The sequence below is a fragment of the Tsukamurella paurometabola DSM 20162 genome (assembly GCF_000092225.1).
GTDB lineage: Bacteria > Actinomycetota > Actinomycetes > Mycobacteriales > Mycobacteriaceae > Tsukamurella > Tsukamurella paurometabola.
In genome coordinates, this window is record NC_014158.1 from 1,980,477 (window position 1) to 2,001,916 (window position 21,440).

Here is a 21,440-nt window from a genome sequence, read left to right on the forward strand (position 1 = left end):
ATGGATGACGTGGCCAAACTCGATTACGCAGAGCTGAATTCGACCGTTCGCTACCTCATGTTCTCGGTGTTCTCGATCAATCCGGGTGAGCTGGGTGATGAGTCCTCGCGGGCTGCGGCGGCGGCCGAGGCCGAGGCCTTCTTCGAGCGCATCCAGCAGGGCGATCTCATCGTCCGCGGCGTGTACAACGTGTCGGGTATGCGCGCCGATGCCGACTTCATGATCTGGTGGCACGCCGAGAAGCTCGAAGATCTGCAGTCCGCGTACAACGATTTCCGCCGCAGCACCGTATTGGGCCGTGCCAGCGATCCGGTGTGGTCGTCGACGGCGCTGCACCGCCCGGCGGAGTTCAATAAGAGTCACATCCCGGCGTTCCTCGCCGGAGAAGAGCCCGGCGCGAACATCTGCGTGTACCCGTTCGTGCGCAGCTTGGAGTGGTACCTCCTGCCCGATGAGGAGCGGCGCAAGATGCTCGCCGATCACGGCCGCGCAGCACGGGGGTATCCCGATGTCCGGGCGAACACCGTTCCCGCGTTCGCGCTCGGCGACTACGAATGGCTGCTGGCCTTCGAGGCGCCCGAGATGTACCGCATCGTCGACCTGATGCGCGACCTGCGCGCGACCGATGCCCGCCGGCACACCCGTGAGGAGACCCCGTTCTTCTCCGGGCCGCGCGTGCAGGTACGCGATCTGATCGCCGCGTTGCCGTAGCCGCCCGGGTCGAGATCAGGCCTCGTCGGGCTCCAGGCGCATGCTGATCGAGTTGATGCAGTAGCGCAGGTCGGTGGGCGTGTCGTAGCCCTCGCCCTCGAAGACGTGGCCCAGGTGACTGCCGCAGTTCGCGCACAGCACCTCGACCCGGCGCATGCCGAGCGAGGTGTCCTCCCGCTCGATGACCGCGTCACCGGCCAGCGGGGAGAAGAACGACGGCCAACCGCAATGCGAATCGAATTTCGAGTCCGAGCGGAACAGTTCCGCGTTGCACGCCCGGCAGCGGTACACGCCGGTGGTCTTGGTATCGGTGTACTCACCGGTGAACGGTGCCTCGGTGCCGGCCTGGCGCAGCACGCGATACTCGGACGCGGACAGCCGCTTACGCCATTCGGAATCGCTGAGTTGCAGTGTGGGGCGAGGAGTCGAATCGGAAGCTTCCGACGGAGTGCTCATCTCTCCACGTTAACCGCGTGCGACGCCGGGTGCCACCGGTCCGTCATCACCGGTGTCGGTGTGCGCCGCAACGGTTGCCGGTTCGTGCCGCTCATGCTGGCCGGGTTCGTCACCGGGCGGGAGCGGCCGGTCGATGCCCTGGTCGAGCCGACCCTCGGCACGCGCGTCGAGGTAGCGGTAGAGGAGCACGCAGAAGGTGACCACGATGAGCAGAGTCCAGCCCAGTGTGCACTTGAGATACGCGAGGCTGCGGCCCAGCGCGAGCCATTTCCCAGAGAGCCAGAAGTCGTAACTGAGGAAGCCGTACACGGCGAGCCACGCGGGCCAGTTGGTCATCACCGAGCTGCGGAAGACCACTGTCATCAGCATCGGGAACAGCAGCATCGAGTAGTAGCCCTGCCCGAGCGACCCCACCAGCCACATCGCGGTCATCAGCACGCCGGCCGAGGTGGACCACCACAACAGTTCGTTGCTGGTGCGGTAGTAGCGGTACAGCAGGTATACGGAGATCAGTGCCATGACCACCACGGCGGCCTTGAGCAGCAGCGTGAGCCAATCGGGGAGCCCGAAGTAGGCGGCGTTGCCACTGATCGAGCTGTTGTAATAGTCGCGCGCCTGGCCGAGGTACGGCATGGTGCGATCGATGTAGCTCTCGGGATCCGCTGCGAGGGCCCAACCGATACCCAGCAGCACGACGGGCACGCTGATCGCCGTGATCAGGGCCTTCCACTGCCGGTTCAGGATGATCAACAGCAGGAAGACCGCGAGGAGAGGTTTCACCGCGAACGACAGTCCGAGCGGTACGCCGGCCCACAGGTCCTTGCGCTTGAGCAGCAGCGCCATCGCCACGACCTCGGCGAGCAGCAGGAACAGGTTGAAATTCGTGTAGACCAGGGTGTTGGTCACGGCCTCGGTCATCACCGCGAAGAACAGTACGGCCGGCGCCACGGCGGAGTTGAGGCCGTATCCGAACATCCGCAGCATCACGTACAGCGCCACCAGCAGCGCGATCGTGCTCAGCGCCACGAAGATGTTCCGGGCCGTCTCCGGATCGAAGTACCCGAAGGGTGCCATGAGTAGCGAGCCGGACGGTGCGTAGAGGTAGTGGGGGTCGACGGTGTCGTAGTTCTCCACGTACACCGGCTCGTGCCGCAGGAACCGCACGGCCGCGGTGTAGACCGTGGTGAAGTCGTCGGTCTTGGCTCGATTCGGGACCAGCACGATCAGCCGCTGCAGCAGCGTCAGGATGGCGAGCGGCCACAGGATCCACTTGATGACGAGGACAGGGTCGGACTTCATCCGCGTGAGAGCTACTGACACGGATAGACCGTACCGAACCGGGCCGCTCAGGCGGGGCAGGCCCGGGTGCTGGGCGCCTCGAGCCGGTCCAGGTACGTCACGACGGCGTTCTGGACGCACGATGAGCGGAGCACGGCACCGTCGCCGATCCCGCCCCAGGTGACCGCGCCCGGTTGCGCGCCGGCGACGGTCAACTGGCCGGTGAGCGATTCCAGCGCATCCCGCGAGGTGAGAGGGTCGGCGGCCGCGGTAGCGACGAGTGAGCGCACCGACAGCGGCGTGAGCGTCGGTGGTGCGGGCATCGTCGGCCAGGCCGAGCAGTCCGCGAGGGAGAGTGCCGATGCCGCCCCGAGCCGGTACTGCGGGCCCCACTTCTGGGCCAGCGACTTGGCCTGGTCGGGCGAGGCCTTCTGCACCGCGTCGGAACAGCGGCCGATGAACTGGCCATCGGTCCCGAGCGCATCGTCGGCGGTGCGGAGGATCGCGCGCAGTGGTCCGGGATCGCCGGTGCGGGCCGCCTGGAGCGCGGTGGCCAGCGCCGCGATGCGGGCGTCGCGGGTTCCCGCGCCGATACCGAGCGTGGTGATCACGGCGCGGCGCACGTCGGTGTCCGTGAACGGCGCGAGCGCACCCGATGCGGCACGGTCCACCAGCTCCCGCACGGCACTCGCGGGGTCCGGACCCAGCGCACAACCGGGGCCGCACTGGGTCGACAGGGCCTGCAGCGTCGCTGCGGTGCCCTTGGCGGCGTCCTCGGCCCGCGCCGATTCCATTGCGGCGTACCGCACGGGGGAGTCGAGGGCGAGCCGGGCCACCTGCTTCGGGTGCTCCGCAGCGTAGGCCAGCACGGTCGATGAGCCGTCGCCCACGCCGAGCAGGGCGAGCGCGGGCACCTTCCACGCGCTGCGCAGCGCCTCGAGGTCTTCCGCCGCCCCCGCAGCGGTGAATGCGGTCAGGGTCGTGGGGTAGGCGTCGCCGCACAGTGTCGACGCCTCGATCGATGCCCTCCCGAGGGCCGCGATCCGGTCGTCCAGATCGGCGGTCGGGTTGCCGCCGGTACGGAAGACGGCCCGCTGCTCCGCGGATCGGCAGGTCAGCGGTGACGAGGCGCCGAGACCTCGCCGGTCGATCGCCACCACCGGTCGCGAGGCCAGGAGCGGAGCCTCGGCTGCGGCGAGCGTGGTGAGCGCGCGCTGGCTGGTGAACTCCGTCCCACCGACCAGCACCAGCGGTGCCGCATCCTTCGGTGTGCCGGGGCCCACGGCTCGGGTCAGTGCCACCCGCAGGGGCGCTCGCGACTGCCCGATCGCCACCGTGAGGGTGCCGCACTGGAGTGTTGCGTTCCCCGCTGCCGGCGCGGCGTACCGCTCGCCCAGCTGGCCCGTGCAGTCCTGCCAGGCGATCGGATCGTTCTGCGGTGCACGCCAGGCCGGCGCGCTGTCCACCGGGTTCGTCGAGCTTGATGGCGCCGCGCCGCCGCCACCGGAACCGAAGTCGGTGACGTACCCGGGTGACGGGGCGGGCGAGGGCGCGCATCCGGCGGCGGCCACGGCCGCCGCGATGAGGACGACGCCGATGATGAGCGGTCGCACGGCACGCGGGTGGGGCATGGTGTTCACCCTAGCCACGTTCTCCGGCGCCCCGGGTCAGCGCAGCCAGCGCGTGTAGAGGTAGCCCTCGTCGTCGCCGAGCGTGTGCGCGGGACGCCAGCGGTCGGCAGGCAGGTCCGGGCCCGCGACGATCCGCCCGCCGTGACCGCCGACCACCCGGGGTGCGATCGTCAGGCACAGTTCGTCCACCAGGTCGGCGGCGAGCAGCGCGCCGAGCACGCCGGGGCCGCCCTCGGCGAGGACTCGGTGCAGACCGCGCCGGTGAAGATCGGCGAGTACCTCGTGAAGGTCGACGGATTCGCCGTGCCCGGAATAGACGATCGGTTCGGGTCCTCCGGCTGGGTACAGCCGCTCGGTGCGCTCCACATCGCCGCGGGTGACGATCGCCAGCGCAGGGCTCTGCGGTGTGCCGTAGCCCTCCTCGCGCACCGTCGCCGCTCCGACGAGGACGACATCGGCCCCCTGGCGCAACGCCTGGAAGACCCGCCGATCGCCCGCACCGCCCAGCGCCCCGGACGTCGCGCCCGCAGTCGCCGCACCGTCGAGCGAGGTGATCATGTTGGCGCGCACGTACGGCCGTCCGTCGGCGACGGGGTGCCGGTACAGCGTGGCGAGGGTTTCGGCGTCGTGCGGCAGTGGCGGTGGCAGGAGCGCAGTCACCGCACCGACGGTAGCCGAGAGAAGCGGGGGAGTGACCTGCGGATAAAGTGCTTGCCATGACGCTGCATCTCGTTGATCGCACGCCGACGGTGACGCCGGAGCAGATGGTCGAGCAGTTGGTGCCGCCGGACATGTTCAGCGAGGTCAGCTTCGACAGCTACATCCCGGACCCGAACGAGCCCAGCCAGGCGGCTGCGGTGCAGAGCGCTCGGCAGTTCGTGGCCGATGTCACCAAGCTCTCGAAGCAACGCAACAAGAAGGGTCTGTTCGGCCGCAAGAACACCCCGCCGCACGGCGTGGGCCTCTACCTCGACGGCGGCTTCGGCGTGGGTAAGACCCACCTGTTGGCATCGATCTTCCACAGTGTTCCCTCGCCCAAGGCGTTCGGTACGTTCGTCGAGTACACCCATCTGGTGGGCGCCCTCGGCTTCAACCAGTGCGTGGAGTACCTGTCGAACCACAGCGTGCTCTGCATCGATGAGTTCGAGCTCGACGATCCGGGCGACACCATGGTCATGTCGCGGCTGCTCACCGAACTCGCCTCGCGGGGGGTGTCGATCGTCGCGACCTCCAACACCCTTCCGGGGCAGCTCGGTGAGGGGCGATTCGCCGCGCAGGACTTCATGCGGGAGATCAGCAAGCTCAGCGCCGTGTTCCAGTCTGTGCGCGTCGACGGCCCGGATTATCGGCACCGCGACCTGCCTCCCGCGCCCGATCCGTTGTCCGACGAGGAACTCGTCGCGATCGCCGAAGCCGATCCGACAGCCACCTTGGACACCTTCGATGCGCTCTCCGAGCATCTGTCGAAGCTGCATCCGTCGAAGTACAAGCAGCTGGTCGAGGGCGTCTCGAAGGTGTGCATCAGCGGCGTCCATCCCGCCGACAATCAGACCGTGGCACTGCGCATCGTGGTGCTGGCCGACCGGCTCTACGACGCCGGGATCCCGGTGCTGGTGTCCGGCGCGAAGCTCGACGAGATCTTCACCCCCGAGATGGTCGCCGGCGGTTACCGCAAGAAGTACCTGCGGGCCACATCGCGCCTGCTGGCGCTGTCCCGGTTCGCGAGCGCCGAGAACGCGGGGGCCTAGCCGCTTCGCCACGGTCGGGGGCGTAACCACGAACACCCGCCCGGGATCTTGTGGGCCGGGCGGGTGTCCAAAGGGTGAGGGTGTCGGCGAAGTGAGACGCAGCTCACATCGCTGACAGAAACTCACTGTACGGTATGTCGCGGTATGTAGGACGCGGATTGGCGTGCAAAGCCGTGAAAACCTCTACGACCGGGAGAATCGGGCGATCGCGGCCGAGGCCTCCTTGATCTTCGCCGCGGTCTCGGCGTCGTCGCCGGACCGGGCCGCATCGACCACGCAGTGACTCAGATGGTCCTCCAGCAGTCCTAGACCCACTGCTTGGAGAGCCTTGGTCATGGCGGAGACCTGCGTGAGGATGTCGATGCAGTACTTCTCCTCCTCGACCATCCGCTGCAGGCCGCGCGCCTGCCCCTCGATGCGCCGGAGCCGCTTGAGGTACTCGTCCTTGTCGGACATGTACCCATGGGCGTGATCGTGACCGGATTCTGTGGTCGTCATGATTCCAGTATTCACTTCTGCGGCCGGAAGCCGCGCAGGCGGAGGCTATTGCTCACCACGAACACCGACGACAACGCCATGGCACCGCCTGCCAGCATCGGATTGAGCAGCCCCGCCGCGGCGAGCGGCAGAGCGGCCAGGTTGTAGGCGAACGCCCAGAACAAGTTCGTCTTGATCGTCGACAGGGTGCGCCGGGACAACCGGATCGCGTCGACCACGGTACGCAGGTCCCCGCTCACCAGCGTGAGGTCGGCGGCTTCGATCGCCGCATCGGTGCCGGTGCCCATGGCGATGCCGAGGTCGGCGCCGGCAAGCGCAGCGGCGTCGTTGACGCCGTCGCCGACCATCGCGACCGACCGGCCCTCGCCCTGCAGGCGTCGCACCACGTCCACCTTCTGCTCGGGCAGCACCTCGGCGATCACCTCGTCGATGCCCACCTGGTCGGCGATGAACCGCGCGGCGGGTTCGTTGTCGCCGGTCAGCATGATCGGTCGCAGCCCGAGGCCGCGGAGCCGGCTGATCGCGTCCTTCGAGGAGGGCTTGATCTCGTCGGAGACCACGAGCACGCCGCGGGCGGCGCCGTCCCAGCCGACCGCGATCGCGGTCTGGCCGCGGTGTTGCGCCTCGTCGAACGCAGTGCGCAGGTCGTCGGGCAGGGGCATGGCCCAGTCGTCGAGCAGTGTCGGGCGTCCGGCGACGACGGCGCGGTCGCCGACCATGCCCTGCACGCCGAGGCCCGGGACGTTGACGAACTGGTCGACGGCGGCGAGGGTGCCGCGGTGCTGTGCCGCCTGGGCGATCGCGCGGGCGATGGGGTGCTCGGAGGCGGCCTCCAGGGTGCCGGCGGTGGCGAGCACGTCGGTCTCGGTCTCGCCGGGCGCGGCGTGCACGGCGTGCAGCTTCATGATGCCGGTGGTCACGGTGCCGGTCTTGTCGAGGAGCACGGTGTCGACCCTGCGGGTGGATTCCAGCGCTTCGGGACCCTTGATCAGGATGCCGAGCTGCGCGCCGCGTCCGGTGCCGACGAGCAGAGCCGTCGGCGTGGCGAGTCCGAGGGCGCAGGGGCACGCGATGATCAGCACCGAGACGGCCGCGGTGAGCGCCATGGACGCGGGCTGGCCGGAGCCGAGCCAGAAGCCGAGCGAGCCGACGGCGATCGCGATCACGATCGGCACGAAGACGCCGGAGATGCGGTCGGCGAGGCGCTGCGCCTTGGCCTTTCCGGCCTGTGCGTCCTCGACCAGCCGGCTCATCTGGGCCAGTTGGGTGTCGGCGCCCACGCGGGTGGCGCGCACCACGAGGCGGCCACCGGCGTTGACGGTCGCGCCGGTGACGGCGTCGCCCGCGCACACCTCGACGGGAACGGATTCACCGGTGAGCAGGGAAGCGTCGATCGCGGACTGGCCGGAGACCACGAGGCCGTCGGTCGCGATCTTCTCGCCGGGGCGCACCACGAATTCGTCGCCGACCGTGAGTTCGCTGATCGGGATGCGTGTCTCGACGCCGTCGCGGAGCACGGTGGCGTCCTTGGCGCCCAGTTCCAGGAGGGCGCGCAGCGCCGCACCCGCCTGCCGCTTGCTCTTCGCCTCGAAGTAGCGGCCGGCCAGGATGAACGTGGTGACGCCCGCCGCGGCTTCGAGGTAGATGTTGGCGGTGCCGTCCATCCGCTCGATGGTGAAGCTGAACGGGTGCGTCATGCCGGTGACCCCGGCGGCGCCCCAGAACAGTGCGTACACCGACCAGCCGAAGGCGGCGAGCGTCCCGATCGACACCAGGGTGTCCATGGTCGCGGTGCCGTGCTTGAGGTTGGTCCAGGCGGCGCGGTGGAAGGGGAGTGCGCCCCACACCACAACGGGGGCGGCCAGAGTCAGTGACAGCCACTGCCAGTAGTCGAACTGAAGGGCCGGAATCATGGCCATCGCGATCACCGGGATGGTGAGTGCGGCGCTGATCACGAGTCGTTGACGGAGTGCGTCGACGGGCTCGTGGGTCCGGCCGGTCGGATCGCCGATGGTCTCGTCGCCCGACGGCGCGGGGACGTGCGCGGCGTAACCGGCTTGTTCCACGGCGTCGATCAGGATCGCGGCGTCGGTGCCCGCGGGCGTAGTGACGTGTGCCTTCTCGGTCGCGAAATTGACGGTGGCGGTGACGCCGTCGAGCTTGTTGAGTTTGCGTTCGATGCGGTTGGCGCAGGAGGCGCAGGTCATACCGTCGATGTCGAGGTCCACCACAGTGGTGGGCGCGTGGGTCTCAGTGGCCATCGTGGCCCCCTTCGCTGGTCGACGGTGCTGTGACGTGCGGTCCGGGCTGATCGGCCGCCGGGCCGATCGCGGAACCCACTGCGAATGCGGCGGCGAAGACCACTGCCAGCCCCGCGGTGTAGGTCCCGATGGTGACCATGGGATTCATGGCTGCTCCTGTCCTCGACACCACCTCAACATACTATACCCCCCTAGGGTATGCAACGAGGCGGTGAGGTGCACGTTCGGTGTCGGGGCATCGGCCCTGGAGGCTCGGCGAGCTGTCGGGAGTCATCGATTCGGATTCTATACCCCCTGGGGGTAGACAATGAGCACTGCGTACGAATCGGTGTTTCACTGGTCGGGTGATGGTGGGGACGCTGGTCGGGGCGATCGCCGCACTGTGGTGGGTGCTCGGTCCGGGCCGCGAGGGTGTGGATCGCCCGGTCTGGATGGCGTGCGTCGCGGTGGTGGCGCTGCTCGCCGTCGCTTCCGTGACGGTCGCCCGGCGGACCGCGGGCGGTGCGGCGGCATCGGAGCCGGTGGAGCGGGGTTTTGCCCGCAATCGGCGGTACTGGGCGGCGGTCGGCTTCGAGGTCGTGCTCGTCGTGGCGGGAAGTGCGGTCTTGCGTGCGAACGGCCGCGAAGACCTCTCGCTGAGCGTGGTCCTGATCGCGGTCGGTGTGCACTTCTTCCCGCTCATGTGGGCGCTCTTCGGTCGGTGGAGCGCCACCTTCGGCGCGCTCGGCTGCGCGCTCACGGCCTGCGGTCTCGGGCTGCTCGCCGCTCGGCTCGGTGGCGCACCCCCGTGGGTCTTCGGGGTGGTCGGCGGCATCGTCCCGGCGGTGGCGTTCACTGTGATTCCGCTGGTCGGAGCTCTGCGTGCCGGCTCTGCCGATGTAATGGTTGAAACGTCTGATGAGCCGGTCGCACGCTGATCCGCATGGACGAGATCGAGCAGCAACTGCACGCCTGGGAGACCGAATCGCACCACCCCACGAGTCAGGGCATCGTGCTGTACCAGCGCTGTGCGTGCGGGGCGCGGCGGATCACGACGGTCGGCGCGGTGGTCGAGGTTCCCGTGTCGCTGCCGGAGAGCGCCGCGCAGGCGGGATGATCGACGGGTGCAGTTCGACCACGACAACATGACCGGTGTGCGGCTCACCGTCGACCTGGTGAACCTGAGGGGCGACGGCGGGTGGACCGGCGACCGCGTCGCAGAGGTGTTGCGAGGCCATGAGATCCGCCGGATCGAACTCGACGGGGGCGTGGTGCGCGACCTCGGTGTGTGGTCGGACGTGTTGCGTGCTCCCTTCCACACCACCACCGTCGGCGACCGCTGCGAGGCCGTGAACCGGCTCCTGGCCGAGGGGACCGCGGGGATCTACCTCACGGCGCACGACGACTGGCGACCCCACCTGCACTTCACACCCGAGTCCGAATCCCTCCTGGGCCGGGTGAAGGCGGTCACCGCAGGCGGGTTGGCGATCTTCACCACAGAGGCGGAGGGTGGCCGCCTCGGTTCTTGTGCGCGCGAAGGCTGTTCGCGTGTATTCGCCGACACCAGTCGCGGCGGGCGTCAGTCGTATTGCTCGTCGCGCTGCGCGAACACCGACGCCGTGCGGCGGCACCGTCGCTCCTAGATCGGCGAGATGGACCGGCGCTTGTGGGGTACCCGCGGCGGGCGGCGCCGGACGCGGCCCAACGCCTCCGCCAGCATGGGCCGAGTGGCTGACGGGAGCACGACATCGTCGATGCCGAATCCGTCGGCGGCGAGCAGCGGGTCGACGCTCGCCTGGAACAGCGTGATCAGGTCGCCGCGAGCCTTGGCCGGGTCGGGCGCCGCCTCGTACTGACTGCGGAAGGCGAGGTCGACGGCGCTCTCGATGGGGATCGCGCAGATCTCCGCGGTGGGCCATGCCAGCGAGAGGTCGGCCTCGATACTGCGGCCGCCGCCCATCGCGATGTAGGCCGCCCCGTACGCCTTTCGAGTCACGATCACGAACCGCGGCACCGTGGCCGCGGCCAGCTCGTAACCGAGGCGTGCGCTGCGCCGCACCAGATTCGTCTCCTCGGCGCCTGCGCCGACGAGGAAACCCGGCAGGTCGATGAGGATCAGCAGCGGGAGGCCGAAGGTATCGCAGACCGCGATGAAGTGCGCCGCCTTCTCGCACGCGTTCGCGTCGAGCGCGCCGGCGTGGAACCGGGGCTGATTCGCCACCACACCGACGGGGCGGCCGTCGATGCGAACGAATGCGGTCACGATGTTCTGGGCGTGCCGGCGCTTGAGTTCGAAGACGGTGTCGATGTCGGCGATCGCCTCGATCACGTCGACCACGTCGTACGCCTGCCGCATCGATGAAGGGATCAAGGTGTCGATGCCGTCCGCGGTGTCGCCGGGTTCGGCGGGGCCAGGGGAGATCATCGGGTCGCCGGTGGCGGATGCCGGGAGATAGCTGAGGAAGGCGCGGATCGAATCGACTGCCTCCTGCTCGGTATCGGTGACCACGTCGACCACACCACGGTCGGCCTGTAGATCGGCGCCACCGATCTCGTCGTTGGTGAGGGTCTCACCGGTCGCGGCGTGAACGAGCGGTGCCGACGAGATGCCGATGGTCCCCATGCCGCGGACGATGGTCACGAAATCGCAACACGCCGAGATATTCGCGGGCGCACCGAATCCCGGCCCCATCATCGCCGCCACGAGGGGTACGTGGCCGGAGAGGTCAGCAAGCCGCAGGAGCAGTCGTGACCCCGGCGCGGCGAGGCGGGAGTCGAGGGCCTCCTGCATCCGGTGCCCGCCGCCGTCCATGAGCATGATCAGCGGGATCTCGTCGAGTAGGGCGCGCTCGGCGCACCGGTCGAGCTTCGCCATGCCGGTGGCGCCGTTGCTGCCACCGAGCACGGTGAAGTCGAAGGCGGCGATCGCCGCCGGACGCCCGTCGATGTAGCCGATGCCGGTCACGACACCATCGCCCGGCGCTACCAGGGGAGCGGCGCCCTGTTGTGCGGGCCCCGGCCCGGCCAATGCCCCGAACTCGTGGAAGCCGCCGTTGGCGAGGAGCGCCACTCGCTCGCGGGCGGTCATCTTCCCGCGGGCGTGCTGCTTGGCCACCTTGTCGGCGCGTGCCTCGTCGGTCACGGCCCGGTACGCCTCCCGTACCCGGTCGTTGAGCGCCTCCTCAGGGCTCGTGGTCGCCGGTGCCTGCGTGTTCTCGGTCACGATCGGAAGCTAGCAGCACGGTCCACGTCGGTGGACACGTGGCCCCGATCTGTCTATCGAGTTCGCTGACCGCCCTACTCAGCCGTTGGTCTGGGGCCGGCGACTCCTGACGATGAATCTACGGAGGCTTCGGCGGCGTCGATTGTCTGCGACAAGAGCGTCGCGATGGTCATCGGACCGACACCACCGGGTACCGGGGTGATCATCGATGCGCGTCGCGAGGCACCGGCGAAGTCGACGTCGCCGACGTTACCGGGGTTGTAGCCGGCATCGATCACTACGGCTCCGGGTTTGATCCATTCACCTCGGACGAGTTCGGGCTGCCCTACGGCCGCCACCACGAGGTCCGCGGCAGCGATGTGGTCTGCGAGATTTCTTGTGCGCGAGTGGCAGACGGTCACCGTGGCATCGCGGCGAAGAAGCAGGGCCGCCATCGGTTTGCCGAGGATCGGGCTGCGGCCGATCACCACGGTGTTCGCACCGCGCACGGTGACGCCGTAGTGGTCGAGGAGCCGGATGATGCCACCGGGAGTGCATGATGCGAAGCCTGTGCCGCCGAGTGTCATGGCGGCGAAGGATGCCGAGGTCACTCCGTCGACGTCCTTCTGCGGAGCGATCGCATCGAATGCCGTTCGCTCATCGATGTGTTCGCCGACGGGGTGCTGCAGCAGGATTCCGTGCACGTCCGGGTCGTCGGACAGCGCTGCGACGGTGTCGACCAGGCGTGTGGTGTCGGTCGACGCGGGCAGGTCGACGTGTCGTGTCCTGATCCCGGCCCGGGTGGCGCGCCGCTCTTTCATGCGCACGTAGGTCGCCGAGGCGAGATCGTCGCCGACGAGGATTGTTGCCAGAGTGGGGCGGACGCCGGTCTCGGAGTGGAACCTCGTGGCGCGACGCGCACTGTCCGAGTTGGTGGCATCGGCGAGCAGATCGCCGCGCAGTAGCAGGGGATTGGTGGACATGGTGGTCTCCTGGGGTCGGTGGCCCAGGCGCACGGCATCGTCGTCATGATCGCTTCCCGGTGGTGCTCCACCTACTTGCGCCAGTCACGATCCGTGGTCAGGGTATCAACGGGCGCCGACGCGCGGGTACCGTCGGGCATGGCGTGGATCGCGCCATGCCCGACGGGCCGTGGCCATCACGACGAACGTGAGGACACTGGCGTTCGTTCCTCCCGTTCCAGCACGAAGTGCACAAGTTGCTGCTGGCCGTAGGTCCACACGTTGTTCGCGACCCAGTACAGCAGGATGGCGATCGGCAGGATCGGGCCGCTGATGATGCTGCCCAGCGGCATCACCCACAGCATCAGCGTGCGCATCAGGTCGGACTGCATTGCACTCGTGGGGTCGATGGCCTGGTGCCGGACCGAAAACCGCGCATTGATGTGCGTGGCGAGGCAGGCGATCGCCATGAGCGGAATCGCGACCGCGGCGATCGTCGTCAGACTAGGAATGCCGCCGAACTGCGCGAACGAAGCAAGGACGGTGTCGGAACTGGATATGGAGACCGAGATCGGCGCGCCGAACAGTCGAGCGCTGAGGAAGGACTGCACATCGGTAGCCGAGAACACGTAGTTCGCGGTGTTCGCGTTCTGGTCCGGGGTGAGCCCGAGCTGTCCGAGCCCAGTGCCGGTGCGGTTGAACGATCGAAGAACGTGATAGAGCCCGAAGAAGACGGGGATCTGCGCCAGTGCTGGGAGGCAGCCGAGCAACGGACGAACACCGTGCTCGCGCTGGAGCTTTTGCGTTTCCAGTGCGAGTTTCTGCGGGTCTTTTCCGTGTTTCCTGCGCAGCTTGTCCAATTCGGGGCGCATCCTCTCCAGGCGCCGCCCGGCCCGGGCGGACACGAGGCCCGGCCAGAGCAGCACGGCACGAACGGTGAAGACCAAGAAGACCACGGACAATGCCCAGGCGAATCCGTTGTCGGCGCCCAGGAACGCACCGAACACGCGGTGCCAGAGCCAGAGCAGGGCGGAAATCGGGTAATAGACGACATCGAGCATGAAAAGAGCACCTCGCAGGCGTGAGTGCGCGTGCGTGACCGCGACGCGCGGAATGGGGACGCGTGCGGCGTGTGCTGAGGAGCTACGCCGCGGTGGCGGCGAAGCCGGGTGCTCGGGGTCGACGGGGCCGCCCGGCCCCGTTCGGCATGAAACTGCGGCGATAGGCGCCTCGCAGGCGTTGGTCCGGTTCTCGGCCGGTTCTCGGGCCCGACGGTGCGCCGCCGTCCCGGTCCGCTGTTGCCGCCTGGCATAGGGCCGCGATGGCGATAGCGAGTGTGATTCCCACCAGGGCGGCGGCACCGTCCGTCACGGTGACGCTGGCGAGGAACAGGGCGACCACCGCGATCCACGGCGCGGAGAAGTCGCCCCACCGGGGGAGCCTCCGGAGGATCTCGATGGTCATTGCATCAGCGTACAGAAATGGCTGAAGCCCCGGCCGCATACGCGACCGGGGCTTCTGGAGCGGATGACGGGATTCGAACCCGCGACCCTCACCTTGGCAAGGTGATGCGCTACCAACTGCGCTACATCCGCCTGCTGTTGAGGCTCGTCTTAACGTACACGACGGACAGTCGGCACCTCGAAGAGGGTGGGGGATAGCGGGATTGGTTCTCTGCCCGAATGTGAAACGTGACTGCGGTCACCTGCAACGCGGGTACGTGCACAGGCGTACTCGTCGAGTCTGCGGAAATGTCTGCGGAAGCCGGCGATGGCGTACGAATCCGCAGTTTCGGTGCAGACTCTGGATGAGTGCAGGGTGGAGATACGAAAAAACCCGCCGTCTCCAGCGGGTTTACTTCGTGGTGCGCGATACTGGGATTGAACCAGTGACCTCTTCCGTGTCAGGGAAGCGCTCTCCCACTGAGCTAATCGCGCGTAACAAGAAGTGGCGCTCAGCCGCTCCGTTGCGGAGTGGCTGAGCGTGTTGGAGGCGGCGACGGGAATCGAACCCGTGTGCACGGCTTTGCAGGCCGTTGCCTCACCACTCGGCCACACCGCCACGGTAAGCCCACTTCGAGCGGATGACGGGATTCGAACCCGCGACCCTCACCTTGGCAAGGTGATGCGCTACCAACTGCGCTACATCCGCAATCACAGCCGGACCGGCCCTTTCGGCGCCTTCCCGGTGCGAGAGAGAACAGTACGTGAACATCGAGCGGTTAACAAATCGCCTGGTCACCCTGTATTCGCGTCGCAGTCGGCGAGGTGGTGAAGCATCATCTAGCCTCGTCGGCTCACCCTGCCGACGATAGCCGCAGGTAGGTGCCCCGATTACCCTTCCGCTCAGGCGTCGTGTTAATGTTCTCTCTCGTTCGGCCGAGCGGTAACGCGAGGTTGAACGCGACTTCGGTCCTATGGCTCAGTGGGAGAGCGTCCCCTTCACACGGGGAAGGTCGCTGGTTCGATCCCAGCTAGGACCACCGAAAAACCGCCTGGTGACAGGCGGTTTTCTTCGTTTCGGAGCTCGCGCGGATGCGATCGGTCGCGGCGCGTGCCAGGCGTCTGTCCCGATTACACCGCCTCTCGGTGGACGACGAGGCGCGTACGACGATTGTTCGCACTCTTCTGATGTGGCGTCAGACGGCGGCGTTCTCAGTAGCGTGATCCGCATGAGCATCACACTTGAGAACGTCGGTATCGCGGTCCGCGATATCGAGGCCACGATCGCCTTCTTCACCGACCTGGGACTGACAGTCCTGGGCCGACAGACGGTCAGCGGAGAGTGGGCGGACACGGCAGTCGGGTTGGACGGCAACCATGCCAAGATCGCGATGCTCCAGACGCCGGACGGGCGGGGGCGACTGGAGCTGTTCGAGTACATCCATCCCGATGCGATCGAGACGAGCCCGACTCTGCCGAACGAGATCGGCATGCACCGGGTCGCCTTCTCCGTCGATGATCTCGACGACGCGCTCGCGATCGCGGCAACCCACGGGTGCTATCCGCTTCGTGGTGTGGCCACCTACGAGAACGTTTACAAGCTCACCTACCTCCGCGGTCCCAGCGGCATCATCGTGATGCTCGCGCAGGACCTCACTCAGAGCTGAATGCACGGAACGGACGTACCTGGTGTCGCGATCGCACGGGGCGGCCCGATGGATGGGGCCGTACTCGGGGACGCCGACGTCGCTTCCTTCGAGGTGACGATGGCGGATGGAACCCGGTGGGTCTACGGAGTGACTGACGAATCGAGCGTTACGCCGGACGGTTCATTCGGTGTGGTTTTCGCGTGTCGGGGTCGGCAGTGACCCTGCGCAGGTGAATCGTCGCGGGTCTCGTGACCGCGGGTCCAGCTACACAGGGTCGGTCGCGGGGCCGAATCCGCGCAGCTCGGTACGCAGCGGCCGGTCCGCCAGCTTGATAACCAGCAGTGCCAGTGGCACCAGCACGAATCCGATCACCGGGCCCACCAAAACCACAGTGTCGATCGGATAGTGAAGCGCCAGGTACAGGCCCGCTGCCGAACCGGTGACCGCCGTCGCCGCACACACCACGCTCATCAGGCGAATGCGGGTGCGGAAACGCGGAGATTCTTCCAGGCAACGGTCCCAGGTCTCGGGAGTCACCTTGAGGAACTTCACATACATCGGTCCGAGGATGCTCGCGACGAGTGGTCGGCGGGTGAAGGACGATCCGAGGAAGTATGCCGCGGCAAAGAAGCCATCAATCGATTGTGCCGCCAACGCGATTCGCGGCTCTCCCGTCACCAGCGACGGAATGAGTGACACCGCCAGAATCGCGGTGGTGAACAATTCCAGCTGTCCCACTTGTCGGGTCGCCAGCATTCGCCAGGACACGATCACCAGTCCGGTGACGATTCCGAGTACGACCCCGTTGAGCTGCGACAGTCCGGCCAATCGGGTCGCACTGAAATAGGCGAGAACGGGCAGGAGGGCGCCCAGGATCGCGGGCGGCGGTCGCCTCATGGTCGCTCGCGCTCGGTTCCGGTGCTCCGGAACATGTCGCGGACGGAGAATCCACCGTCGCCGATCCCGCGCAGGATCGCGAGCCGTACCGCATGGAACCCGACCGTCAGGGGCAGCGCCGCGGTCAACCACGCCGCGGTCACGCGCCGGCCGTGCAGCCAGAAGGTGCGGGGAAGGTAAGCGGCGTACGTGGCGTAGCTCGCCACGCCGGTGTAGAACCGCCGCGGCGAGACCTCCACTACGACATCCCTGATCAATCCGCAGGCGCCGCCGGACTCTTCGACGCACAGTGCGATGTCGACGTCCTCGAAGATGTCCCGGCGCATTGCGACCCGGGATCGGATCCGGTGCCAGGTCTCGGCGCGGAACGCCATACTCGGACCGAAGCAGTAGCTCACTCGTTGCGCGCGGTTGGCGTTGCGGCCCAGCGGGTCGTTCCACTTGTTCAGTGCCGCTTGGAAGTTCCTCCCCGGTAAGCCGCGGAACTCGCCGAGAGTTGAAACGACGTCGAACGCCCGGCCGTCGTCGGTGTCGAAGAAGGTTCGTAGTCGCCGGGCCCAACCCGGCGCGACGACGGTATCGGCGTCTATCCGGGCGATCACCGACGATTCTGCGGCGTCGAGACCCGTGTTGCGTGCGTACACCAGCCCTTGGCGGGCTTCGTGGATGAGCTTGACGGCGGTATTCGACTCGGCCAGCTTCTCGACCAGGTCGACGGTGCGATCCGAAGAGTTGTTGTCGACCACGATGATCTCATCGATCTCGGGGCCCTCGGCGAGAAGTCGCTCCAGGCATTCCTCGATGACGTCGTCCTCGTTGTAGGCCGGGATCACAACTGCAAAAGTGTTCTCTGCCATGGTGAAACGCTAGACCCGAGGCGATGGCGTTGCAGCCTGGCGGCCGGTGACACTACTCACAGAGGTGCGTTGCGACGGTGGTGGCTGTATCCCGCCAGCTCAGCTCCCTCTGTCCACCGATCTCTCGCAAAGTTGGATCAACTGATCTATTATTGGTTCATGCGATCCAAAGAGAGTTTCATCGGGCAGACCAGGCGTCGACAACTGGTGCAGATCGCGATCGAAACCATCGCCGAACTCGGCTACGCGCAGGCCTCCGTGCGAAAGATCGCCGAGCGCGCCGACGTGGGCCTCAGCGTGGTGATGCATCACATCGGCCACAAGGATGACCTGGTCGCGGCTGTGGTGGCCGAATGCTATCGGTCGCTGTTGGAAACGATGCGCCCGGCGGTCACCGCCGAAACGACGGCGACCGGGAAGCTGGCGGCACATATTCGTGCGCATATCTCCTTTATCGAGAGCCACCGCTCTCATCAGATCGCGCTGACCGAGATCGCCACCGGGTACCGCTCCGCGGACGGTCGTAGGGTGCAGGATCTCGATGTGGATCCGGAGTTCGCGGAAGCTCTGGCCGAGGTCGAGCTGGAACGGATCTTCCGGGACGGCATCGTATCCGGCGAATTCCGTGAACTATCCGCAGACTCGATGGCCACGGCGGTCCGCGGGGCGATCGGCGCAGCCCTCATGCGATCGATCGCCGCCCCGGATGCCGACCTCGCCGGGTATGGCGAGGACCTGGTCGATGCGTTCACCCGCGCCGTGCGAGCGAAAGAGTAATCATGGCCACCGTTCTCATCGCCGCCTACGGTTCCCGCGGCGACATCATGCCGCTCACTGACATTGGCTGCCGACTCCGCGACGCCGGCCACCGCGTAGTGCTCACCTCCAACGGCGAACTGGATGACGAGGTCCGCGCGACCGGGCTCGAAACGCGCGGAATCTCCTTCGATGTCGACCGCGACCTGGAAACCGGCGAGGAGGACGCCCTCAAGGTGGCGCTCCAGGTGGTGAAGCCGGCGGGAATCCGCAGGCTGGGCAACAGTTTCCTCGATGTCGTCGCGGATCTGGAGCCAGATCTGGTGATGCTCACTCCGTTCACCGAGCTCCCCGGGCACGCCCTCGCTGAGGCGCACGGCATCCCAACGCTCGGCCTCCGGTTCCAGCCGATGTCCGCGACCCGTGCCTACCCGCCCAGTCTGCTCGGAGCCCGATCGCTGGGCGGGCCGGGCAACCGTGCGGTCGGGAACCTCGCGGTCGCCGCGGTCGACCGTGTATACGGCGGTGCCGTCGCCGATTTCCGTCGGCGCCTCGGCCTCCCGGTGCAGTCCGCACGGGCACTCCGCCGAACCCGCACCGCGCAGGAGTGGCCGATCCTGTACGGCTATTCCCCGTCGGTACTCCCGCGCCCCGCAGACTGGCGGACGGGTATCAATGTCACCGGCTATTGGTGGTCGCGAGGACTCGAAAGCTGGACGGCACCTGTGGACCTCGAAGAATTCCTGGCCGCCGGTCCGCCGCCGGTATTCGTCGGGTTCGGCAGCCTTCCGGTGACCGATGCCGAGCGCGACCGCCTCGCCCATACGGTGCGGGCGGCGGCGCTCGGCTCGGGACAGAGGTTCCTGGTGCAGGCCGGGGGAGCAGGGTTGACGGTGGAGAACGACGAGCACACCCTCTCCATCGGCACCGTCCCCTACGACTGGCTGTTCAGTCGCGTCGCGGCGGTGGTGCACTCCTGTGGCGCGGGCACCACCGCTTCCGGTCTTCGGTCGGGAGTTCCGACGGTCGGCGTGCCCTCGCCCGGCGGTGATCAGCAGTTCTGGGCGGAGCAACTCCGCCGCCTCGGAGTGAGCCCCGCGACGCTGCCACGACCGGCATTGCGCGCCGAGCGCCTCACCGACGCAGTGACGGCTGCGATCACCGACCCGTCGTACCGGGAGGCCGCGGCGCGGATCGCCGAACGCATCCGGCACGAAGACGGTGCGGGCCGTGTCGTCACTGAGGTCGAGCGGCTTCTCGGGCGATGATCGGGCGGGACCAACTGGGTGGGACGTGCTGTACGCCGAGCCGTTACCGTGAATACCATGTTCACGTCAGAAGAACGGCAGGGTATCGCGAATAGGCTGATCGGGAGCGCTCAGGACTCCGAGGACTTCGTGGCCGGCGCCGTCGTCGGTGCCGCGGCGATCGGCATGCTCGATGACGTCACCGGCATCGACCTTCAATTCGCCGCCGCGCCCGGTGCCGCCATCGAGGACGTGCGCGAGCGCCTCGTTCGTACCCTCTACCGGGATTTCGGTGCGATCCACCACACGGTGGAGAACGGCACCCCGGTGTTCCTGCTGCCGAACCTCTTGACGGCGCGGATCGCCGTCGTGCCCGCGGACTTGTTCGGACCGCGTGCCGGCGAACCCTTTCAGCAGCTCTTCGGCGTTACCGACCCGCAGCCGACGCTCGAGGTCGGCACGGTCGATCTGATCGGACCAGCCTGGCTCGGGGCGCTCCGAACCCGCGCCGCGCTGCGCCGTGGTGACGGGCCCGGGGCAGCGGCGCAACTCGATCCGCTTCGTGATGCACTCATCGCCCTGATCGGTGCGCGCACCGGAGCGCCCGCCGGGTACCTGCCCCGTCAGGAGCGAGACACCATCCAGGCCACCTTCCCATCCTCCGTCTCCTTCATCGAAGTCGAGCGCGCCTTCGGTGTCGCCGTCCAGATCCTCGACCACGAACTGCAGTCCACGGCACCCGTGATCGGCGACGCCGTCGCGCTCCCGCTGCTCGAAGAGGTCGCCGACTAGCGGCGTCGTGGCGGCATCGCGCGCCACCGAGTCGGTACGCTGGGGGAATGCCTGACCACGACACCGATAGCGGCGCCGGAGGCGGTTCGCCCCTGGCGCGCCTGCACACGTGGCGCGATCGCGTGAAGTCAACCCGCCAAGGGCAGTTGGCATGGCGGATCGCCGTCGGCGTGATCGGCGGCGCCGTGCTCATCGCCGGCATCATCGCCATCCCGTATCCCGGACCGGGCTGGTTGATCGTGTTCGCCGGCCTGGGCATCCTGGCCAGCGAATTCGAGTGGGCGCACCGACTGCTGAAGTTCGCCCGCGCCCGCTACGACCGTTTCGCCGAGTGGCTCGGCAAGCAGAACGTGGTGGTCAAGGGTCTGTTCGGGTTGGGAACCTGTGCCATCGTGCTGCTGACGTTGTGGTTACTCGGCGCTCTCGGCATGGTGGGCGGATGGTTCGGCATCGACTGGTCATGGTTGCAGAGCCCCATTTTCGGCGATAACAGCTGATGCCCGGCGGGGATCTCGCCGCAGTCATCGACGAATTGCGCCGGTCGATGCGCGCCCCCGATCGGCGGGTCGCGGGAACCCTGTACTGGTACTCCCTGTCCGGTGCGTTGGCGCGCCTGGCCCTCGTCGACGGACGCGATGCTGATCGGGCCGGGGTCACCGTCGGGCCCGGGAGCTGGCCGCAGACCGACGAACCTCCGCTCACGGCGACGCCGCTGCACAGTCTCGGTCGCCGCCTGCGCACCGATGTCTCTGCGGTCGCCGCCGCTTCTGGTGCGCCCGAACGCGCACTGTGGGCCATTGCCACCGATTCTGTGGCATCCGCCGCCCTCGCCTCGGCCGATCCCACCGCCCGCGCCGACGAGGCGCTGGCTCACTGCGCGCCCCACGCACCATCGGCTCGGTTCGAATCCGCAGCCGGCCGCGGCATCGTCGTTCGACGGGGCTCCTGCTGCCTGCTGTACCTGTGCCCGGGAACCCGTAAATGCTTGAGTTGCCCACGGCAGACGCCGGAGGAGCGCCGCCGCCGATTATCGGTGGCAAGCGACCGATAGGATCGGTGCACACACAACCCGCG

Annotated in this window: 24 protein-coding genes, 5 tRNA genes and 1 riboswitch; of the genes, 12 read left to right on the forward strand and 17 right to left on the reverse strand. The window is 67.6% G+C overall.

From position 1 onward, the window contains the following. Positions 1-9 precede the first annotated feature (9 nt). Positions 10-711: a hydrogen peroxide-dependent heme synthase gene (gene hemQ / locus TPAU_RS09475; protein ID WP_041944906.1), complete on the forward strand. Its 702-nt coding sequence runs from the start codon at positions 10-12 to the stop codon at positions 709-711. A gap of 15 nt (positions 712-726) precedes the next feature. Here hemQ and msrB read toward each other — a convergent pair whose 3' ends face one another. The 4 genes from msrB to TPAU_RS09495 are packed head-to-tail and all read right to left on the reverse strand — an operon-like array spanning position 727 to position 4,736. Further along, positions 727-1,167 carry a peptide-methionine (R)-S-oxide reductase MsrB gene (gene msrB / locus TPAU_RS09480; protein ID WP_013126531.1) on the reverse strand — a complete coding sequence of 147 codons (441 nt, stop codon included), beginning with the start codon at positions 1,165-1,167 and terminating at the stop codon, positions 727-729. Positions 1,168-1,176: 9 nt separating this feature from the next. Further along, a complete protein-coding gene (locus TPAU_RS09485) occupies positions 1,177-2,466 on the reverse strand; it encodes a glycosyltransferase family 87 protein (RefSeq protein ID WP_013126532.1) in 1,290 nt (429 codons plus the stop codon). Positions 2,467-2,513: 47 nt separating this feature from the next. Continuing rightward, positions 2,514-4,076 (reverse strand): alpha/beta fold hydrolase, encoded by a 1,563-nt coding sequence (locus TPAU_RS09490; RefSeq protein ID WP_013126533.1) that lies wholly within the window; start codon positions 4,074-4,076, stop codon positions 2,514-2,516. A 36-nt stretch (positions 4,077-4,112) separates the two neighbouring features. After that, complete coding sequence (locus TPAU_RS09495; RefSeq protein WP_013126534.1) at positions 4,113-4,736, reverse strand: dihydrofolate reductase family protein; 624 nt, start codon at positions 4,734-4,736, stop codon at positions 4,113-4,115. Between the two features lie 56 nt (positions 4,737-4,792). Between TPAU_RS09495 and zapE the strand changes: the two genes are divergently transcribed. Then, positions 4,793-5,824 carry a cell division protein ZapE gene (gene zapE / locus TPAU_RS09500; protein ID WP_013126535.1) on the forward strand — a complete coding sequence of 344 codons (1,032 nt, stop codon included), beginning with the start codon at positions 4,793-4,795 and terminating at the stop codon, positions 5,822-5,824. A 183-nt stretch (positions 5,825-6,007) separates the two neighbouring features. On the opposite strand, the gene TPAU_RS09505 is transcribed toward zapE, so the two are convergent. Genes TPAU_RS09505 through TPAU_RS23155 form a run of 3 tightly spaced genes read right to left on the reverse strand, consistent with a single transcriptional unit; the run spans position 6,008 to position 8,731 of the window. Further along, positions 6,008-6,322, reverse strand: coding sequence for a metal-sensitive transcriptional regulator (locus TPAU_RS09505; RefSeq protein ID WP_041944364.1), 315 nt, complete (start codon positions 6,320-6,322; stop codon positions 6,008-6,010). A gap of 11 nt (positions 6,323-6,333) precedes the next feature. Beyond that, entirely contained in the window at positions 6,334-8,583 is a 2,250-nt protein-coding gene (locus TPAU_RS09510; RefSeq protein ID WP_013126537.1) for a heavy metal translocating P-type ATPase, read from the reverse strand. Next, on the reverse strand, positions 8,573-8,731 hold the full coding sequence (locus tag TPAU_RS23155; protein ID WP_013126538.1) for a hypothetical protein: 159 nt from the start codon (positions 8,729-8,731) through the stop codon (positions 8,573-8,575). Before TPAU_RS23155 ends, TPAU_RS09510 begins: the two co-directional genes overlap by 11 nt. 196 nt (positions 8,732-8,927) lie before the next feature. On the opposite strand from TPAU_RS23155, the gene TPAU_RS21895 reads away from it, so the two are divergent. Genes TPAU_RS21895 through TPAU_RS09520 form a run of 3 tightly spaced genes read left to right on the forward strand, consistent with a single transcriptional unit; the run spans position 8,928 to position 10,205 of the window. Continuing rightward, positions 8,928-9,500 carry a hypothetical protein gene (locus TPAU_RS21895; RefSeq protein WP_147291081.1) on the forward strand — a complete coding sequence of 191 codons (573 nt, stop codon included), beginning with the start codon at positions 8,928-8,930 and terminating at the stop codon, positions 9,498-9,500. A 5-nt stretch (positions 9,501-9,505) separates the two neighbouring features. Next, the gene (locus tag TPAU_RS23160; protein WP_013126540.1) at positions 9,506-9,679 is read left to right on the forward strand and encodes a hypothetical protein; all 174 of its coding nucleotides are present in this window, start codon (positions 9,506-9,508) and stop codon (positions 9,677-9,679) included. Between the two features lie 7 nt (positions 9,680-9,686). Then, positions 9,687-10,205, forward strand: a complete 519-nt coding sequence (locus tag TPAU_RS09520) for a CGNR zinc finger domain-containing protein (protein WP_013126541.1) — start codon at positions 9,687-9,689, stop codon at positions 10,203-10,205. On the opposite strand, the gene TPAU_RS09525 is transcribed toward TPAU_RS09520, so the two are convergent. The 8 genes from TPAU_RS09525 to TPAU_RS09560 form a co-directional block, all read right to left on the reverse strand. Beyond that, positions 10,202-11,785: an acyl-CoA carboxylase subunit beta gene (locus tag TPAU_RS09525; protein WP_013126542.1), complete on the reverse strand. Its 1,584-nt coding sequence runs from the start codon at positions 11,783-11,785 to the stop codon at positions 10,202-10,204. The two genes, TPAU_RS09520 and TPAU_RS09525, sit on opposite strands and share 4 nt — an antisense overlap. 74 nt (positions 11,786-11,859) lie before the next feature. Continuing rightward, complete coding sequence (locus TPAU_RS09530) at positions 11,860-12,747, reverse strand: bifunctional 5,10-methylenetetrahydrofolate dehydrogenase/5,10-methenyltetrahydrofolate cyclohydrolase (protein ID WP_013126543.1); 888 nt, start codon at positions 12,745-12,747, stop codon at positions 11,860-11,862. A gap of 14 nt (positions 12,748-12,761) precedes the next feature. Next, a riboswitch (ZMP/ZTP riboswitch) is annotated at positions 12,762-12,845 on the reverse strand. Between the two features lie 78 nt (positions 12,846-12,923). Continuing rightward, on the reverse strand, positions 12,924-13,787 hold the full coding sequence (gene yidC / locus TPAU_RS09535) for a membrane protein insertase YidC (protein ID WP_013126544.1): 864 nt from the start codon (positions 13,785-13,787) through the stop codon (positions 12,924-12,926). Between the two features lie 82 nt (positions 13,788-13,869). Then, positions 13,870-14,190, reverse strand: a complete 321-nt coding sequence (locus TPAU_RS09540; protein ID WP_013126545.1) for a DUF6412 domain-containing protein — start codon at positions 14,188-14,190, stop codon at positions 13,870-13,872. 55 nt (positions 14,191-14,245) lie between these two features. Then, positions 14,246-14,321: transfer RNA gene (locus TPAU_RS09545), tRNA-Gly, on the reverse strand. Positions 14,322-14,588: 267 nt separating this feature from the next. Beyond that, positions 14,589-14,663 (reverse strand) — tRNA-Val (locus TPAU_RS09550). A gap of 50 nt (positions 14,664-14,713) precedes the next feature. Further along, a tRNA-Cys gene (locus tag TPAU_RS09555) sits at positions 14,714-14,787 on the reverse strand. 17 nt (positions 14,788-14,804) lie between these two features. Continuing rightward, positions 14,805-14,877, reverse strand: a tRNA-Gly gene (locus TPAU_RS09560). 259 nt (positions 14,878-15,136) lie between these two features. On the opposite strand from TPAU_RS09560, the gene TPAU_RS09565 reads away from it, so the two are divergent. Continuing rightward, positions 15,137-15,208: transfer RNA gene (locus TPAU_RS09565), tRNA-Val, on the forward strand. 189 nt (positions 15,209-15,397) lie between these two features. Continuing rightward, complete coding sequence (locus TPAU_RS09570) at positions 15,398-15,835, forward strand: VOC family protein (protein WP_013126546.1); 438 nt, start codon at positions 15,398-15,400, stop codon at positions 15,833-15,835. A gap of 246 nt (positions 15,836-16,081) precedes the next feature. On the opposite strand, the gene TPAU_RS09575 is transcribed toward TPAU_RS09570, so the two are convergent. Continuing rightward, a complete protein-coding gene (locus TPAU_RS09575) occupies positions 16,082-16,714 on the reverse strand; it encodes a VC0807 family protein (protein ID WP_013126548.1) in 633 nt (210 codons plus the stop codon). Beyond that, positions 16,711-17,571, reverse strand: a complete 861-nt coding sequence (locus tag TPAU_RS09580; RefSeq protein WP_013126549.1) for a glycosyltransferase family 2 protein — start codon at positions 17,569-17,571, stop codon at positions 16,711-16,713. Before TPAU_RS09580 ends, TPAU_RS09575 begins: the two co-directional genes overlap by 4 nt. A gap of 132 nt (positions 17,572-17,703) precedes the next feature. Between TPAU_RS09580 and TPAU_RS09585 the strand changes: the two genes are divergently transcribed. From TPAU_RS09585 to TPAU_RS21900, 5 genes are read left to right on the forward strand one after another with little or no spacing between them, the layout of a single operon-like run. Further along, positions 17,704-18,348 carry a TetR/AcrR family transcriptional regulator gene (locus TPAU_RS09585; RefSeq protein WP_245537870.1) on the forward strand — a complete coding sequence of 215 codons (645 nt, stop codon included), beginning with the start codon at positions 17,704-17,706 and terminating at the stop codon, positions 18,346-18,348. A 2-nt stretch (positions 18,349-18,350) separates the two neighbouring features. Further along, positions 18,351-19,595, forward strand: coding sequence for a glycosyltransferase (locus TPAU_RS09590; protein ID WP_013126551.1), 1,245 nt, complete (start codon positions 18,351-18,353; stop codon positions 19,593-19,595). Positions 19,596-19,652: 57 nt separating this feature from the next. Further along, positions 19,653-20,366, forward strand: a complete 714-nt coding sequence (locus TPAU_RS09595; protein WP_013126552.1) for a hypothetical protein — start codon at positions 19,653-19,655, stop codon at positions 20,364-20,366. A 47-nt stretch (positions 20,367-20,413) separates the two neighbouring features. Further along, complete coding sequence (locus TPAU_RS09600; protein ID WP_013126553.1) at positions 20,414-20,863, forward strand: TIGR02611 family protein; 450 nt, start codon at positions 20,414-20,416, stop codon at positions 20,861-20,863. Then, entirely contained in the window at positions 20,863-21,417 is a 555-nt protein-coding gene (locus TPAU_RS21900; RefSeq protein WP_013126554.1) for a (2Fe-2S)-binding protein, read from the forward strand. The genes TPAU_RS09600 and TPAU_RS21900 overlap by 1 nt, the downstream gene beginning before the upstream one ends. Positions 21,418-21,440 lie beyond the last annotated feature (23 nt).